General features: G+C 71.1%; 16 protein-coding genes. 7 read left to right on the forward strand and 9 right to left on the reverse strand.

Annotated elements, in window-relative coordinates; translation table 11 throughout:
- Positions 1-2: 2 nt before the first annotated feature.
- On the forward strand, positions 3-962 hold the full coding sequence (gene mltG / locus R9Z33_RS05475) for an endolytic transglycosylase MltG (RefSeq protein WP_318650292.1): 960 nt from the start codon (positions 3-5) through the stop codon (positions 960-962).
- A gap of 59 nt (positions 963-1,021) precedes the next feature.
- Here the strand turns inward: mltG and R9Z33_RS05480 are convergent, their stop codons facing one another.
- The 3 genes from R9Z33_RS05480 to R9Z33_RS05490 all read right to left on the reverse strand — a co-directional run bounded on the left by R9Z33_RS05480 (position 1,022) and on the right by R9Z33_RS05490 (position 2,864).
- Complete coding sequence (locus R9Z33_RS05480; protein ID WP_318650293.1) at positions 1,022-1,726, reverse strand: AzlC family ABC transporter permease; 705 nt, start codon at positions 1,724-1,726, stop codon at positions 1,022-1,024.
- The gene (locus tag R9Z33_RS05485; protein ID WP_318650294.1) at positions 1,723-2,286 is read right to left on the reverse strand and encodes a regulatory protein RecX; all 564 of its coding nucleotides are present in this window, start codon (positions 2,284-2,286) and stop codon (positions 1,723-1,725) included. The genes R9Z33_RS05480 and R9Z33_RS05485 overlap by 4 nt, the downstream gene beginning before the upstream one ends.
- A 131-nt stretch (positions 2,287-2,417) precedes the next feature.
- Positions 2,418-2,864 (reverse strand): RrF2 family transcriptional regulator, encoded by a 447-nt coding sequence (locus tag R9Z33_RS05490; RefSeq protein WP_318650295.1) that lies wholly within the window; start codon positions 2,862-2,864, stop codon positions 2,418-2,420.
- Between the two features lie 102 nt (positions 2,865-2,966).
- Here R9Z33_RS05490 and cysK point away from each other — a divergent pair, with 102 nt between their 5' ends.
- A complete protein-coding gene (gene cysK, locus R9Z33_RS05495; protein WP_318650296.1) occupies positions 2,967-3,929 on the forward strand; it encodes a cysteine synthase A in 963 nt (320 codons plus the stop codon).
- Between the two features lie 109 nt (positions 3,930-4,038).
- Positions 4,039-6,483, forward strand: a complete 2,445-nt coding sequence (locus R9Z33_RS05500; protein WP_318650297.1) for a DNA translocase FtsK — start codon at positions 4,039-4,041, stop codon at positions 6,481-6,483.
- Here R9Z33_RS05500 and R9Z33_RS05505 read toward each other — a convergent pair.
- From R9Z33_RS05505 to R9Z33_RS05530, 6 genes are all read right to left on the reverse strand, one after another.
- Positions 6,480-7,457, reverse strand: a complete 978-nt coding sequence (locus R9Z33_RS05505) for a UDP-glucuronic acid decarboxylase family protein (protein WP_318650298.1) — start codon at positions 7,455-7,457, stop codon at positions 6,480-6,482. The genes R9Z33_RS05500 and R9Z33_RS05505 overlap by 4 nt on opposite strands.
- 84 nt (positions 7,458-7,541) lie before the next feature.
- The gene (locus R9Z33_RS05510; protein WP_318650299.1) at positions 7,542-7,850 is read right to left on the reverse strand and encodes a YdhR family protein; all 309 of its coding nucleotides are present in this window, start codon (positions 7,848-7,850) and stop codon (positions 7,542-7,544) included.
- A 72-nt stretch (positions 7,851-7,922) separates the two neighbouring features.
- Entirely contained in the window at positions 7,923-8,774 is an 852-nt protein-coding gene (locus tag R9Z33_RS05515; RefSeq protein WP_318650300.1) for a fumarylacetoacetate hydrolase family protein, read from the reverse strand.
- Positions 8,775-8,865: 91 nt separating this feature from the next.
- Positions 8,866-9,618, reverse strand: a complete 753-nt coding sequence (locus R9Z33_RS05520; protein WP_318650301.1) for an SDR family NAD(P)-dependent oxidoreductase — start codon at positions 9,616-9,618, stop codon at positions 8,866-8,868.
- Between the two features lie 75 nt (positions 9,619-9,693).
- A complete protein-coding gene (locus tag R9Z33_RS05525; RefSeq protein ID WP_318650302.1) occupies positions 9,694-10,659 on the reverse strand; it encodes a Bug family tripartite tricarboxylate transporter substrate binding protein in 966 nt (321 codons plus the stop codon).
- Between the two features lie 75 nt (positions 10,660-10,734).
- Complete coding sequence (locus R9Z33_RS05530; RefSeq protein WP_318650303.1) at positions 10,735-11,346, reverse strand: MSMEG_1061 family FMN-dependent PPOX-type flavoprotein; 612 nt, start codon at positions 11,344-11,346, stop codon at positions 10,735-10,737.
- 68 nt (positions 11,347-11,414) lie between these two features.
- Here R9Z33_RS05530 and R9Z33_RS05535 point away from each other — a divergent pair, with 68 nt between their 5' ends.
- The 4 genes from R9Z33_RS05535 to ruvB are packed head-to-tail and all read left to right on the forward strand — an operon-like array spanning position 11,415 to position 14,352.
- On the forward strand, positions 11,415-12,158 hold the full coding sequence (locus R9Z33_RS05535; RefSeq protein ID WP_318650304.1) for a YebC/PmpR family DNA-binding transcriptional regulator: 744 nt from the start codon (positions 11,415-11,417) through the stop codon (positions 12,156-12,158).
- A 1-nt stretch (position 12,159) separates the two neighbouring features.
- The gene (gene ruvC, locus R9Z33_RS05540) at positions 12,160-12,672 is read left to right on the forward strand and encodes a crossover junction endodeoxyribonuclease RuvC (RefSeq protein WP_318650305.1); all 513 of its coding nucleotides are present in this window, start codon (positions 12,160-12,162) and stop codon (positions 12,670-12,672) included.
- Positions 12,669-13,292 carry a Holliday junction branch migration protein RuvA gene (gene ruvA / locus R9Z33_RS05545; RefSeq protein WP_318650306.1) on the forward strand — a complete coding sequence of 208 codons (624 nt, stop codon included), beginning with the start codon at positions 12,669-12,671 and terminating at the stop codon, positions 13,290-13,292. The genes ruvC and ruvA overlap by 4 nt, the downstream gene beginning before the upstream one ends.
- A complete protein-coding gene (gene ruvB, locus R9Z33_RS05550; RefSeq protein ID WP_318650307.1) occupies positions 13,285-14,352 on the forward strand; it encodes a Holliday junction branch migration DNA helicase RuvB in 1,068 nt (355 codons plus the stop codon). The genes ruvA and ruvB overlap by 8 nt, the downstream gene beginning before the upstream one ends.
- Positions 14,353-14,361 lie beyond the last annotated feature (9 nt).

Genomic DNA, 14,361 nt, shown 5'->3' on the forward strand with positions numbered 1-14,361 from the left:
CCATGTCCCGCCTCCTGAAGCTGGCCGGCGCCGGGCTTCTTGCCCTGGCCCTGCTGGCGGGCGGACTCCTCCTCGTCGCGGGGCAGCGGATCGCCGCCCCGGGCCCCCTGGCCGAGCCGGTCAACCTCGTCATCCCGCGCGGCGGCACCGAGAGCATCGCGGCCGTGCTGCGCGAGGCCGGGGTCATCGCCGATCCGCGCCTCTTCGCCTTTGCCGCCTGGCGCAGCCGCGAGGCCGGGCCGTTGCGCGCGGCGGAATTCACCTTCCCCGCCCGTGCCTCGATCCAGGAGGTTCTGGCGATCCTGCGCGATGGCCGGCCGGTGCAGCGCCGCCTCACGATCCCCGAGGGCCTGACCGCGCGGCAGATCATGGCGCTGCTGGAGCGCACCGAAGGCCTGACGGGCGAGGTGCCGCCGCTCGCCGAGGGCGCCGCCCTGCCCGAGACCTACGCCTTCACCTGGGGCGACACCCGTGCCTCCGTCGCCCGCCGCGCGATCGCCGCCATGGATGCCGCCCTGGCCGAGGCCTGGGCGGCCCGTGCGCCCAACCTGCCGCTGGCCAATGCGCGGGAGGCGCTGATCCTCGCCTCGATCATCGAGCGCGAGACGGGCGTGGCCGCCGAGCGCGCGCTGGTGGGCGGCGTCTTCGTGAACCGGCTTCGGCGCGGGATGATGCTGCAATCCGACCCGACGGTCGCCTATGTGCCGGGGCAGGGGCTGCCGCTGGACCGGCCGCTGACGCGGGCCGATCTGGACCAGCCGCACCCCTTCAACACCTATCGCATCCGTGGCTTGCCGCCTGGCCCCATCGCCTCGCCGGGGCGGGAGGCGCTGCGCGCGGCGACGCGCCCGGCCGAGACGGAGTTTCTGTTCTTCGTGGCGGATGGCACGGGCGGGCATGCCTTCGCGCGCACGCTGGAGGAGCACAATCGGAATGTCGCGCGCTGGCGCGCGCTGCGGTGAGATTGCGCTGGCGCGCGCTGCGGTGAGATTGCGCTGGCGCGCGCGGCGATGAGGCGCGCCTAGCGCACCCGGTCCCGCCAGGCGCCGACTGCGGCCCCGATGATGGCGCCGGCCAGCACCGGCCAGGGCTGGCCGAGCCCCAGCACATGCGAGGCGGTGACCGCCGCCACCGCCGCCACCGCCCAGGGGAGGATCTCGCCCGCGCCGCGCCAGAGCGGCACCATCAGCGCGACCAGCGTGGCGACGGAGGCGAAGAAGATCGGGTGGCCGGGCGGCAGGGCGATCAGGCCGGAAAAGGCGTGGCCGAGCCCGGTCATGCTCATCCAGAAGATCCAGAAGGTCAGGCCCACGCCCAGCAGCAGCGCCGCATCCTTGCCGCCCGCCCGCTGGTCCGCGATCGAGATGGCGAAGCTGTTGTCCACCAGCGTCGCGAGCGTGCCCCAGAGCTTCCAGCCGCGCAGCTTGTCGAGCCAGGGGGCGAGCGCGGCCCCCATGGGCGCCAGCCGCAGGTTGATGACGAAGGCGGCGAGCGTGGCGCCCAGGATCGGCGCCGGATCGGTCCAGAGTTCCAATGCGACGAGCTGGCTGGTGCCGGCGAAGACCAGGGCGGACATCAGAATCGTCTCAAGCCAGGAGAGGCCCCGCCCATCGGCCAGCACGCCGACGATCAGCCCGAAGGGCGCCATCGCCGGCACCATGGGCAGCGAGATCCGCACGCCCCGCCAGAAGCCGCGCCGGGTGAAGACGATGCTGCTGCCGCTCATCGGGCTTCGGCCAGCAGGCGCTCGGCCTCGCCGCGGGGCAGGGCCAGCGCGCGGCGCGCCACCTCCCCGCTGAACCCGGCCCGGGCCAGGCTCGCGAGCCATTTCCGGCGCAGCTCGGGCGCGGGCGGGGCGGCGGCGAAGGGGCCGAAGCGGCGCTTGCGGCAGAGGATCAGGGCGGCGGCGAATTCGCCGGGCATATCTTCGTGCGAGAGGGCGGCGCGGGCCGTCTCGGCGGCGACGCCCTTGGCCGCGAGATGGGCGAGGGTGGCCCGCGCCGAGCGGCCCGAACCCTGCAGCCGACGCGCCCGGGCCTGGGCGAAGAGCGCGTCATCCACCGCCCCCGCCTGCACCAGGCGTGCAGCGATGGCGGCGGCCTGCGCCTGGGCGGTGGCGGCGGTGGCGGCGATGGTGTCGGCGTCCTGGCCCTCGGCGGCGGCTTCCCGGGCCCAGCGGCGGATCCGGTTGCCCAGCACCCGGCGCAGCCCGGCCTCGGTGGTGGCGAAGCGGGCGAGATGGGCGAGGGCGGCCTCGCGCAGGGCGGGTTCGGTGATCTTGGGCATGATGGCCTAACGCGCGGGGGCAGAGGGCTCAATACGCATGCCAGTCCCCCCGGGCATCCGGCCGCATAGCGGCCGGCGCCACCCAGCCGCCCGCATGGCTCTGCGCGGCCGCAGCGCGGTGCCCGAGGGCATCAGATGACAAAATGCAAAGGCTCGGTCACGGGCCGGCGCATGCCTGCCGCGGCCGCGCGCTTCAGCAGGTCCTCCAGCGTCAGCGCCTTCAGGCGCTTGGCCGTCGCCGACTCCAATTCGTGCCAGAGCGGCGCGGTGACCAGCGCGGCCAGCTTGCCTGGCGGCTCTGGCGCGGGCTCATCCTCGGTGACGGCGGCGATGATCTCGATCAGCGGCACCTCGCGGGGCGCGCGGGCCATGCGGTAGCCGCCGCGCGGGCCGCGCAGCGAATCGAGCAGACCGGCCCGCACCAGGGATTGCAGCAGCGGCTCGATCCCACGCCGCGCGGCACCCAGCCGCTCGGCGATATCGGCGGCCCCGGTCACCTCGCCCCCGCGCCCGGCGTGAAAGGCGATGTCGAGGGCGATGTCGAGGGCGAGAAGCCCGCGATCCTGGCGCAGCAGCATGTTTCGAAATTCTCCCGCGATCCGTCGTAGAATAGCGCAAAGGGGCATAAAATCCAGCCATGCCCGGCTCGGTCGCGTGGTTTTTTGTGGTATCGGCATGGCATGGACGCCGAATCGCCACCGCCCCGTCACCGCCTGCGCGCCAGCATCCTCGACACGGTGGGAGAGACGCCGGCTGTCCTGCTGCCCCGGCTCATGGCGGCCGAGGGGCTGAAGGCGCGGCTCGCCCTCAAGCTCGAATTCTTCAACCCGGCCGGCTCCGTGAAGGACCGCATCGGGCTCGCCATGATCGAGGCGGCGGAGGCGGCCGGCCAGATCGCGCCGGAGCGCTCCGTGATTGTCGAGCCCACCTCGGGCAATACCGGCATCGCGCTGGCCTTCGTGGCGGCCGCCAAGGGCTACCGGCTGATCGTGGTCATGCCCGATGGCGCCTCGATCGAGCGGCGCAAAATGTTGAAATTGCTGGGTGCCGAACTGGAACTCACGCCCGCCAAGCGCGGCATGGCCGGCGCCATCGCCCGCGCGGAGGAGATCGTGGCGCGCACGCGCGGCGCCTGGATGGCGCGGCAATTCGACAATGGCGCCAATCCCGACATCCATGCCCGCACCACCGCCGAGGAAATCTGGCGGGACACGGTGGGCGAGGTGGATGTGGTGGTGGGTGGCATCGGCACCGGCGGCACGCTGACCGGCATTGCCCGCGTGCTGAAGCCGCGCAAGCCCGGGCTGCGCGTCATTGGCATCGAGCCCGCGGAAAGCGCCGTCTTGAACGGTGATGAGCCCGGGCCGCACCGCATCCAGGGCATCGGCGCGGGCTTCTGCCCCGGCGTGCTGGAACTCGCGAACCTCGACGGCGTGGAGCGCGTGGCCGAGCGTGAGGCCTTCGCCGCCGCCCGCCAGGTGGCGCGGCTGGACGGCGTGCCAGTCGGCATTTCCTCCGGTGCCGTGCTGCACGCCATGATCCGGCTGGCGCGGGAGCCGGGGATGGAGGGCAAGCTGATCCTCGGCATCGCCGCCTCCTTCGCCGAGCGCTACCTGTCGACCGAGTTGTTCGAGGGACTCTAGCCGGTAGCGAAACGCCCCCGGCGCTGTTATCCTGGGGATCCCCCCGGCTAGTCCCGTGCCTTCCCCCCAAGGCCCGGCCCCAGTGGCGCGTCAACTTGCCGAGGCACCCATGAGTGATTCCGCTGCCGGCTTCAGCCGCTTCGCCTCGCCCGCCGTGAAGCAGGCGATCGGGCGGCGGGTGAACGAGATCCTGGGGATCCTGCTTGGCTTCGCCGGCCTCGCGCTGCTGGTCGCCGTCGGCACCTATCACCCGGGCGATCCCTCGCTTTCCACCGCCACCAGCGGGCCCACGCACAATCTGGCGGGCCCGCTCGGCGCCGTCGTCTCCGACGTGCTGTGGCAGGGCTTCGGCTGGGCCGCCTACCTGCCCGGCGCGGTGCTGCTGGGCTGGGCGCTGCGCATGATGACGCAGCGGGGCGTGAGCCTCCTGCCGGCGCGCATCGTGGCGCTCATGGCCGCGGCCCCCCTGCTGGCGGCCCTGTTCGCGCTGCTGCCCGGGACCGATTCCGGCGTGGCGGGCCCGCTGCTGGCCGATGCGCTGCTGCGCGGGCTGGAGAGCGTCTTCGGGCCGCTGGGCCGGCTGACGGCGCAGCTCGTGACCGGCGGCCTCGCCGCGCTCTTCATCTACCTGGCCTTCGGCGCCTCGCCGAGCGACTGGCGCCGCGCCGCCCGCGTCACCGCCGATGCGGCGCTGGCCACGGCCGACACCGCCGCCCGCGGCGTGGGCGAGGCGGCGGTCTATGGCGCGCGCAAGCGGCACCTGCTGGTGCGCCCCTTCGTGGCGCTGGGCGGGATGTTCCGGCGCAAGCCGCGCCCGGCGCCCGCGGCCGACCTGATGGATGTCCTGAAGGAGGCCGACCGCGCCGCCGCCGCCCCGCACATCGCCCCCTATGTGGCCCCGCCGCCGCCCGCCCCCGTCGAGCGGCCGCCGCTGCGCCAGGAGCCGGAGGTTCGCCCCGCGCCGCGCAGCACGCCGCGTGTGGCGCCGAGCGCCAAGCCCAAGGCGCCGCCGCCCGAGCAGGCCACGCTCGACCTGCCGGTCGAGGGCTGGCGCACACCGCCGCTCGACCTGCTCTCCCCCACGCCGCCGCGCGTGGCGGGCGGCCCGAGCCCCGAGGCGCTGCAGGCCAATGCCCGCATGCTGGAACAGGTGCTGAGCGACTACGGCGTGAGCGGCGCGATCACCGAGATCCGCCCCGGCCCCGTCGTGACGCTCTATGAGCTGGAGCCGGCGCCGGGCACCAAATCCTCCCGCGTCATCGGCCTCGCGGACGACATCGCGCGCAGCATGTCCGTGGTCTCCGTCCGCATCGCGACGGTGCCGGGCCGCAGCGTAATGGGCATCGAGATGCCCAATGTGAAGCGCGAGACGGTCTGGCTGCGCGAGATGCTGACCAGCGAGGAATACCAGCGCGCCGGCGCCTCGCTGCCGTTGATCCTCGGCAAGAACATCGGCGGCACGCCCATCATCGCCGACCTCGCGCGCATGCCGCATCTGCTGATCGCGGGCACCACCGGCTCGGGCAAGTCGGTCGGCATCAACACCTTCATTCTCTCGCTCCTCTACAAGCACAGCCCGGCCGAGTGCCGCTTCATCATGATCGACCCGAAGATGCTGGAGCTTTCGGTCTATGACCGCATTCCGCACCTCCTGGCGCCGGTGGTGACCGAGCCGCCCAAGGCGATCGGCGCGCTGAAGTGGACCGTGCGCGAGATGGAGCGCCGCTACCGCGCGATGAGCCAGATCGGCGTGCGCAACATCACGGGCTACAATGAGAAGGTCTCGGCCGCGCTGGCCCGCGGCGAGGTGCTGACCCGCAAGGTGCAGACCGGCTTCGACCCGGAGACGAACAAGCCCGTCTTCGAGGAACAGGCGCTCTCGCTGCAGAAGCTGCCGATGATCGTCGTCGTCATTGATGAAATGGCTGACCTGATGATCGTGGCGGGCAAGGAGATCGAGGCCGCGGTGCAGCGCCTGGCGCAGATGGCGCGTGCCGCGGGCATCCATGTCATCATGGCGACGCAGCGGCCCTCGGTGGATGTCATCACCGGCACCATCAAGGCGAATTTCCCGACGCGCATCTCCTTCCAGGTCACCAGCAAGATCGACAGCCGCACCATCCTGGGCGAGCAGGGCGCCGAGCAGCTCCTCGGCCAGGGCGACATGCTCTTCCTGCCCGGCGGCGGGCGGATGACGCGCGTGCACGGCCCCTTCGTCGCCGATGCCGAGGTGGAGCGCATCACCGACTGGCTGCGCGAGCAGGGCGAGCCGGATTACGTGGAAGAAGTGACCGAGGTGGAAGAGGATGGCGAGGTCGGCCTTTCCGGCATCGCTGCCGCGTCCGATGCCGACAAGTCGCTGTTCGACCAGGCGGTGGATGTGGTGGCGCGCGAAGGCAAGGCCAGCACCAGCTTCATCCAGCGCCACCTGAACATCGGCTACAACCGCGCGGCCAAGCTGATCGAGCAGATGGAGAAGGAGGGGATCGTCAGCCCCGCCAACCATGTGGGCAAGCGCGAGATCCTGGTCCGGCGCACCAACAACGACGATTAGGCGGCGAAGCGCGCCGCCCTGCCCGTCTCGAAGTAGCGCCGCCGGAAATCCTCAATGGTGCGGATCAGCCCGGCCTCCAGCGGGATGCGCGGCTCCCAGCCCAGCGCGGCGCGCGCCTTGGTGATGTCGGGCTGGCGCTGGCGCGGGTCATCCGCTGGCAGATCGCGGAACTCGATGCGCGAGGCGGAGCCGGTGATGCGCAGCACCTCCTCCGCCAGATGCCTGATCGTGAATTCGCCGGGATTGCCGAGGTTGATCGGTCCCGTCCCGGCGCTGGCCGTTTCCATGAAGGCCACCATCCCCTCCACCAGATCATCCACGTAGCAGAAGGCCCGGCTCTGCCCGCCATCGCCATACAGCGTGATGGGCTCGCCGCGCAGCGCCTGCATGATGAAGTTGGAGACGACCCGCCCGTCATTCGGGTGCATGCGCGGCCCATAGGTGTTGAAGATCCGCACCACCTTCACCGGCACCTTGTGCTGGCGGTGATAGTCGAAGAAGAGCGTCTCGGCGCAGCGCTTGCCCTCATCATAGCAGGCGCGCGGGCCGGTGATGTTCACATTGCCGCGATATTCCTCCGGCTGCGGGTGCACCGTCGGGTCGCCATAGACCTCGCTGGTCGAGGCCTGGAGGATGGGCACGCGCAGCCGCTTGGCCAGGCCCAGCATGTTGATGGCGCCGATGACGCTGGTCTTGGTCGTCTGCACCGGATCGAACTGGTAATGCACGGGTGAGGCCGGGCAGGCCAGGTTGTAGATCTCATCCACCTCCACATAGAGCGGGAAGGTGATGTCGTGCCGCAGCAGCTCGAAGAAGGGGTCGCTCAGCAGATGCGCGATGTTCTCGCGCGAGCCGGTGAAGAAATTGTCCACGCAGAGCACATGGCAATTGCGCGCCAGCAGCGTCTCGCAGAGATGCGTGCCGATGAACCCGGCGCCGCCGGTGACAAGGACGCGCTTTCGGTCACGACGCATGGCCTTCTGCCCCTCCGAGGATGGATCGCGCCGCGCGGCGCGCATCCCGGAGGATCGGCGGGGAAGATGAAGAAAGCCTGAAGGTCAGCCCGCCTTGGTGATCGCCGTCAGCTCGGCATTGATGTCCCAGAGCACGGCGCGGATATCGGTCGCCCCCCGCGCCAGCACGCGCGCGCTGTGCATTTCCTGGTAGGCGAGCGCATGCTCCCGCGTGGTGAAGGCGTAGAGCCCCCCGGCGCGGCCGGCCGCCGCATCCTCGGTCCAGATCTTCCAGACGAGGCCCGGCGTATCGGCCGCGATGGAATGGGCGAGGGGGCGGAGCAGCGCGTTGCGCGCTGGCCCCGGCGCCGGATAGGGGGGCGGCGCCGTCGCGAAATCCATCTGCAGGATCACGGTCGGTTGCCCGGCCGATCCACGGCTTCGGGCTTCGCCCTCAGCCGATCGGACGGGAACGCCGCCCATCACTCAGCCCTTGTAGGCGACGGTGCGCGTGACCTGCTCGCCCAGGCCCGCGATGCCGACCTTCACCTCCTGGCCCGCCTTGAGGAACCAGGGCGTCGGCTTCTTGCCGAGGCCCACGCCGGGCGGCGTGCCGGTGAAGATCACATCGCCCGGGAAGAGCGTGATGCACTGGCTGACATAGCTCACCAGCTGCTTCACGTTGAAGATCATGGTCTTCGTGCTGCCATCCTGCTGGCGGACGCCATCCACATCGGCCCACATCTTCAGATCCTGCGGGTCGGGCACCTCATCCTTCGTGACCATCCAGGGGCCGAGGGGCCCGAAGGTCTCGAAGCCCTTGCCCTTGTCCCAGGTCGGGCCGCGCTCGGCCTGCCATTCGCGCTCGCTCACGTCATTGCCGACGGCGTAGCCCGCGACATGGTCCATCGCCGCGTCCTCGGTCACGTAGCGGGCGGTGGTGCCGATGACGACGCAGAGCTCGCATTCCCAGTCGGTCTTCACCGAGTTCTTGGGGATGATGATGTCGTCGTAGGGGCCGTTCAGCGCGCCGAGCGACTTGATGAAGACGATCGGCTCCTTCGGCACGGCGGCGCCGGTCTCGGCTGCGTGGTCGGCGTAGTTCAGGCCGATGCAGATCAGGTTCTTCATGCCGGTCACGCAGGAGCCGATGCGCGGCGAGCCGGTGACGGCCGGCAGCGTCGCCGGATCAATCTTCGCGAGCTTGGCCAGCACGCCCGGCGCCAGCGCATCGCCATTCACGTCGGGGATGACGCCGGAGAGGTCGCGGATGGTGCCGGCGGCGTCGAGCATGCCGGGCTTTTCCTGGCCCTTGGGGCCGTAGCGGAGCAGTTTCATGGGACGGTTCCTCCTCAGATCGATGCGCGGGAGATTGCCCGCAAAATGTGCGGGCGCGAAGGGTGGCCCCAAGGTGTTGCGGGAGGCGGCGTCAGTGGAAGACGCGGCCCGCGTCGATCACCACGGTCTGGCCCGTCATCGTCCCGGTGCGGCACATGGTCACCACCATGTCCGCGCAGTCGTCCTTGTCCGCGGCCTTGCCCAGCAGCGCGCCGGCCGCCGAGCGCTCGATCTGCTCCGGCAGCAGGTTCGCCGTGGCGCGCGTCCCCTCCAGCAGGCCGGGCGCCACGCAATTCACCAGCACCTGCGGCGCGAGGGCGACCGCCATGCACTTCGTCAGATGGATCAGCCCCGCCTTGGACACCGCATAGGCGATGGAGGAGCCGCTCGGCCCGAGCCCCGCGACGGAGGAGATGTTGACGATGCGCCCGCTGCCTTGCGCCTTCATCACCGGCGCCACCGCCTTGATGAGGCGCATGGGCCCGGTGAGGTTCACCGCCATGATCTTCTGCCACACCTCCTCGGTGAGGCCGTCCAGGTCGGGGAAGGGGATCGCCTTGTTGAAGGCGGCGTCGTTCACCAGGATGTCGAGCCGGCCGAAGCGGGCCGTGACGGCGGCGACCAGCGCCTCCACCGCCGCGCGGTCCGTGATGTCGCAGCCGAAGGCCGTCGCGTTCACCTGATGGCGGGCCGCGATGTCGCGCGCCACACCCTCGGCCTGCTCACGGCTTTGCGCGTACATCACGGCCAGGTGCACGCCCTCGCGCGCCAGCGCCTCGCAGATCCGCTGGCCGAGGCCGCCATTGCCGCCGGTGACCAGCGCCACCTTGCCCCTGAGTTCCATCCCGCTTCCTCCGCCGGTGTGACTTGTCGCGGCAGAGTGCGGCGTATTCCGCGCGCGCGTCCAGCCGGGGCGGCCTCAGGGCGCGGTGATGCCGGCGCGGCGCAGGACCTCCGCCATGCGGGGGATTTCGGCCGCGATCAGGGCCGCGAATTCCTGCGGGGCATTGGCTACCAGCGTGGCGCCCAGGCCATCGAGCCGCGCCCGCATCGCCGGCATGTCCAAGGCCGCCCGGACATCGGCATGGATGCGCGCGATGATGGGCGCCGGCGTCGCGGCCGGCGCCAGCAGCCCGAACCAGGCGCTGGCGTCGAAGCCGGGGAAGCCCAGCTCGGCGATGCCCCGCACCTCTGGGAAGGCGGCGAGGCGCTGGGGCGAGGAGAGGCCGAGCGCCCTGAGCCGGCCCTCGGCCAGCATCGGCCCCGCCACAACGCCGGGGAGGAAGGCGAGTTCCAGCCGGCCGGCCAGCAGGTCCTGCAGCACCGCGGGCAGGCTCGGATAGCCCACGCCGTTCAGCTCGACGCCCGACATCTGCACCAGCAATTCGGCGGCGATCTGCACCGAGGTGCCGGGCCCCGCATGGCCGTAATTGTAGCCACCCCGCGCCGCACGGGCCGCGGCCAGGAACTCCCGCAAGTTTCGCGGCGCAGCCTGGGCCGGCACGACCAGCAGGTTCGGCGTGCGGGCGACCAGCGTGATGGGGGCGAGGTCGCGGCGCGGATCATAGGGCAGGGGCGGCTGCATGCTGACCCGCACCACCACCGCCGCATCGCCCGACATGACGAGGGTGTGGCCATCGGCCGGCGCCCGCACCGTGCGCTCCACGCCGATGCCGCCGCTCGCGCCCGGGATGTTCTGCACCACCACCGGCTGGCCCCAGCGCTCGCCCAGCACGGGCGCCAGCAGCCGGGTGATCACATCGGCCGCGTTCCCGGGCGCGAAGGGCACGATGATGGTGACCGGACGGTCCGGCCAGGCACGGGCGAGGGGCGGGAAGGCCAGGGCCGCGACGAGGACGAGAAAGGCCAGGCGAAGGCGCGGCATGCAGGGCTTCCTGGAATGGAAGCCTTGAAGCTTAGACGCCTGTCCGGAAAGGGGAAGCCTGCCCGGGCCGGTGCCTCAGTAGAGGTTGGCCTTGAGCCGCGCCGGCGCCGCCTGGTCATAGGCCGCCGGGTCAATCCCGCCCTTCTTGTGGGCCGAGATGAGCTGCCCCATGGTCGGCACGCCCTCCGGCCTGGCCTGGCCCGCCCAGAGCGCCGAGCGCATGAAGGCCTTGGCGCATTGCATGAAGATCTCCCGCACCTCGATGACCAGCACGGTGGTGGGCGTCTTGCCCTGGGCCACGCAGCGGGCGCGCAGTTCGGGGTCGGTCGAGATGGTGGCGAGGCCGTGCAGGCGCAGCGTCTCGTTCACCCCGGGGATGAGGAAGAGCAGGGAGACCCGGTTGTCCTCCAGGATGTCGCGCAGCCCGTCGAGGCGGTTGTTGCCCTTGCGGTCGGGCAGCATGACGCGGTGGTCATCCAGCACCTCCACGAAGCCCGGCGCATCGCCGCGGGGGGTGATGTGGTTGCCCCGCGCCCCCTGGGTGCCCAGCAGGCAGAAGGGGGAGGCCGCGATGAAGGCGCGGGTGGGGGCATCCAGCCTGTCCGTGGATTTCGAGGCGGCGACGGGCATCACCTCGTCATAGAGGGACAGGAGGTGGTCGAGGCTGGTGACGGCGTGCGGGTCCATGCCCACATGGTGGCGAAACGCGGCGCCGGGCGCTATACCCCCGACTTCAACCGATTTCTGAAGTCACCATGGCTGGGCATTCACAGTTCAAGAACATCATGCACCGCAAGGGCGGGCAGGACGCCAAGCGCGCCCGCGCCTTCGCGAAGATCAGCCGCGAGATCACGGTGGCGGCCAAGCAGGGCCTGCCCGACCCGGCGCATAACCCCCGCCTGCGGGCCGCCCTGGTGGCCGCGCGCCTCGCCAACATGACGAAGGATGTGGTGGACCGCGCCATCAAGAAGGCCCAGGGGGTCGGCTCGGGCGAGGACTATGCTGAGGTCCGCTACGAGGGCCGCGGCCCGGGCGGGGTCGCCATCATCGTCGAGGCGCTGACCGACAACCGCAACCGCACGGCGAGCGACCTGCGCTCCATGTTCGGCAAGGCCGGCGGCGCGATGGGCGAGACGGTGGCCTTCCAGTTCGACCGCGTGGGCGCGCTGCGCTTCGCCGCCGGCGTGGCCGATGCCGATACCATGCTGGAAGCTGCGATCGAGGCCGGCGCCCAGGATGTGAGCAGCACGGCCGACGGCCATGAGGTGCTGACCGCGCCGGAAGACCTGAACACCGTGCGCGACGCCCTGGAGGCGCGCTTCGGCGAGCCACAGACCGCGCGCCTCGAATGGAAGCCCAACCTGACCGTCGAGCTGGAGGAGGAGGCCGCCGCCAGCGTGCTGAAATTCATCGACCAGCTGGATGATCACGACGACGTGCAGCAGGTCTATGCCAATTTCGAGGTGAGCGACGCCGTGATGGCGAAGCTCTCCGGCTAGCTTGCAGGGCGCGATACGCATCCTCGGGATTGACCCCGGCCTCACCCATACGGGTTGGGGGGTGATCGAGAGTGCGGGGTCGCATCTGCGCTTCATCGCGGCGGGCGCCATCAGCACCGGCACGGTGGACGAACTGCCGGCACGCCTCGTGCAGATCCACAACGCGCTCTCGCACCTGATCGGCGAATGGCGCCCCGATGAGGCGGCCGTCGAGCACACCTATGTGAACAAGAATCCGGCGGCGGCGCTGAAGCTCGGCCAGGCGCGGGGCGTGGCGCTGCTGGCGCCGGCCATGGCGGGGCTGCCGGTCGCGGAATACCAGGCGATGGAGGTGAAGCGCGCCGTCGTCGGCACCGGCCATGCGGACAAGATCCAGGTGCAGGACATGGTGAAGCGCCTGCTGCCCGGCGCCGTGCTGAAGCGCGCCGATGCGGCGGATGCGCTGGCGATCGCCATCTGCCACGCGCATCACCGCGGCACTCGGAACCTCATGGCAAGGCTCGCGCAGGCATGATCGGAATGTTGCGCGGCACGGTGGAGAGCGTCGCCGACGGCGCCTGCGTGCTGGATGTGAACGGCGTGGGCTACCTCGTGGCGTGCAGCCGCAAGACGCTGGACCGGCTGACGGCGCGGGACGGCCTGCAGAAACTGCTGGTCGAGACGCGCGTGAGCCAGGACGCCATCACCCTCTATGGTTTCCTCGACGCCGCCGAGCGCGAGGCCTTCCGCGCGCTGATCGAGGTGAAGACGGTGGGCCCGCAAAAGGCGCTTCTGGTCCTCTCCGGTCTCTCGCCCGAGCAGCTGGCCCGCGTCATCGCCGCCAAGGAGCGCAAGAAGCTCGCCGAGGTGAAGGGCCTTGGCGCGGCCACCGCCAACCGCGTGATCGACGAGCCCGCGATGCAGAAATGGGCGGTGGGCCGCGCCACGCCGGAGCAGGATGGCGGTGGCGTGACCCTTGCCCCGGTCGCGCCCGAGAGCCCGGAGGCTGATGCGGTGAGTGCCCTGCTCAACCTGGGCCTCAAGCGCCCCGAGGCGGAACGCGCGGTGGCCCGTGCCAAGGCGCAGCTGCCCGAGGGCTTCGACCTGAACGCGCTGATCACCCTGGCGCTGCGCGAATCGGCCCGCCATGTCTGAGCGCCTGACCGGCCGCGAGCGCCAGGAGGAGGATGCGGGCGAAGCCAGCCTCCGCCCCCAGCTTCTCAGCGACTTCACCGGCCAGAAGCTGCTGCGCGAGAACCTCTCCGTCTTCATCCAGGCGGCCTCGGCGCGCGGTGAGGCGCTGGACCATGTGCTGCTGCATGGCCCGCCCGGCCTCGGCAAGACGACGCTCGCGCAGATCGTGGCGCGCGAGATGGGCGTGGGCTTCCGCGCCACCTCCGGCCCCGTGCTGCAGCGCGCGGGCGACCTCGCCGCCATCCTCACCAACCTGCAGCCGCGCGACGTGCTCTTCGTGGACGAGATCCACCGGCTGCAGCCCGCCATCGAGGAAACCCTCTATCCCGCGATGGAGGATTTCCAGCTCGACCTCATCATCGGCGAGGGCCCGGCCGCGCGCACCGTGCGCATTGACCTGCCGCCTTTCACGCTGGTTGGCGCCACCACACGCTCGGGCCTGCTTTCAACGCCACTGCGCGACCGCTTCGGCATCCCGCTGCGCCTGAACCTCTACACGCCGGAGGAGTTGTTCCGGATCGTCCGGCGCGGGGCCGAGAAGCTCGGCTTCGCGCTGTCGGAGGACGGCGCGCGGGAGATCGCGAACCGCTCACGCGGGACGCCGCGCATCGCCGGCCGGCTGCTGCGCCGCGTGCGCGACTTCGCCGTGGTGGAGGGGCGCGTGGCCGACCGCACCATGGCCAATCTGGCGCTGGAGCGCCTGGAGGTGGATGCGCGCGGGCTGGATGCGATGGACCGCCGCTATCTCCGCCGCATCGCCGAGCACCACAATGGCGGCCCGGTCGGCGTCGAGACCCTGGCCGCCGCCCTCTCCGAGAGCCGGGACACGCTGGAGGATGTGGTGGAGCCCTTCCTGATCCAGGAGGGGCTCGTGCTGCGCACCCCGCGCGGCCGCATGCTGGGCGAGCCCGGCTGGCGGCATCTGGGCCTGACCCCGCCAGCGGGAAGCGTCGTCCAGCCTGATCTGCTGGACCCGCCGGCCCCTCCAATGGCCGGAGGCGCAAATGCGCCGGAGGGCTGAATCGGTGGG

The organism is Sediminicoccus rosea (assembly GCF_033547095.1).
GTDB classification, from domain to species: Bacteria; Pseudomonadota; Alphaproteobacteria; order Acetobacterales; family Acetobacteraceae; genus Roseococcus; species Roseococcus rosea.

Excerpts from the sequence above, each read along its gene's own strand:
- mltG (WP_318650292.1), top strand. The coding sequence starts at position 3 with ATGTCCCGCCTCCTGAAGCTGGCCGGCGCCGGGCTTCTTGCCCTGGCC.
- R9Z33_RS05480 (WP_318650293.1), bottom strand. The coding sequence starts at position 1,726 with ATGAGCGGCAGCAGCATCGTCTTCACCCGGCGCGGCTTCTGGCGGGGC.
- R9Z33_RS05485 (WP_318650294.1), bottom strand. The coding sequence starts at position 2,286 with ATGCCCAAGATCACCGAACCCGCCCTGCGCGAGGCCGCCCTCGCCCAT.
- R9Z33_RS05490 (WP_318650295.1), bottom strand. The coding sequence starts at position 2,864 with ATGCTGCTGCGCCAGGATCGCGGGCTTCTCGCCCTCGACATCGCCCTC.
- cysK (WP_318650296.1), top strand. The coding sequence starts at position 2,967 with ATGGACGCCGAATCGCCACCGCCCCGTCACCGCCTGCGCGCCAGCATC.
- R9Z33_RS05500 (WP_318650297.1), top strand. The coding sequence starts at position 4,039 with ATGAGTGATTCCGCTGCCGGCTTCAGCCGCTTCGCCTCGCCCGCCGTG.
- R9Z33_RS05505 (WP_318650298.1), bottom strand. The coding sequence starts at position 7,457 with ATGCGTCGTGACCGAAAGCGCGTCCTTGTCACCGGCGGCGCCGGGTTC.
- R9Z33_RS05515 (WP_318650300.1), bottom strand. The coding sequence starts at position 8,774 with ATGAAACTGCTCCGCTACGGCCCCAAGGGCCAGGAAAAGCCCGGCATG.
- R9Z33_RS05520 (WP_318650301.1), bottom strand. The coding sequence starts at position 9,618 with ATGGAACTCAGGGGCAAGGTGGCGCTGGTCACCGGCGGCAATGGCGGC.
- R9Z33_RS05525 (WP_318650302.1), bottom strand. The coding sequence starts at position 10,659 with ATGCCGCGCCTTCGCCTGGCCTTTCTCGTCCTCGTCGCGGCCCTGGCC.
- R9Z33_RS05530 (WP_318650303.1), bottom strand. The coding sequence starts at position 11,346 with ATGGACCCGCACGCCGTCACCAGCCTCGACCACCTCCTGTCCCTCTAT.
- R9Z33_RS05535 (WP_318650304.1), top strand. The coding sequence starts at position 11,415 with ATGGCTGGGCATTCACAGTTCAAGAACATCATGCACCGCAAGGGCGGG.
- ruvA (WP_318650306.1), top strand. The coding sequence starts at position 12,669 with ATGATCGGAATGTTGCGCGGCACGGTGGAGAGCGTCGCCGACGGCGCC.
- ruvB (WP_318650307.1), top strand. The coding sequence starts at position 13,285 with ATGTCTGAGCGCCTGACCGGCCGCGAGCGCCAGGAGGAGGATGCGGGC.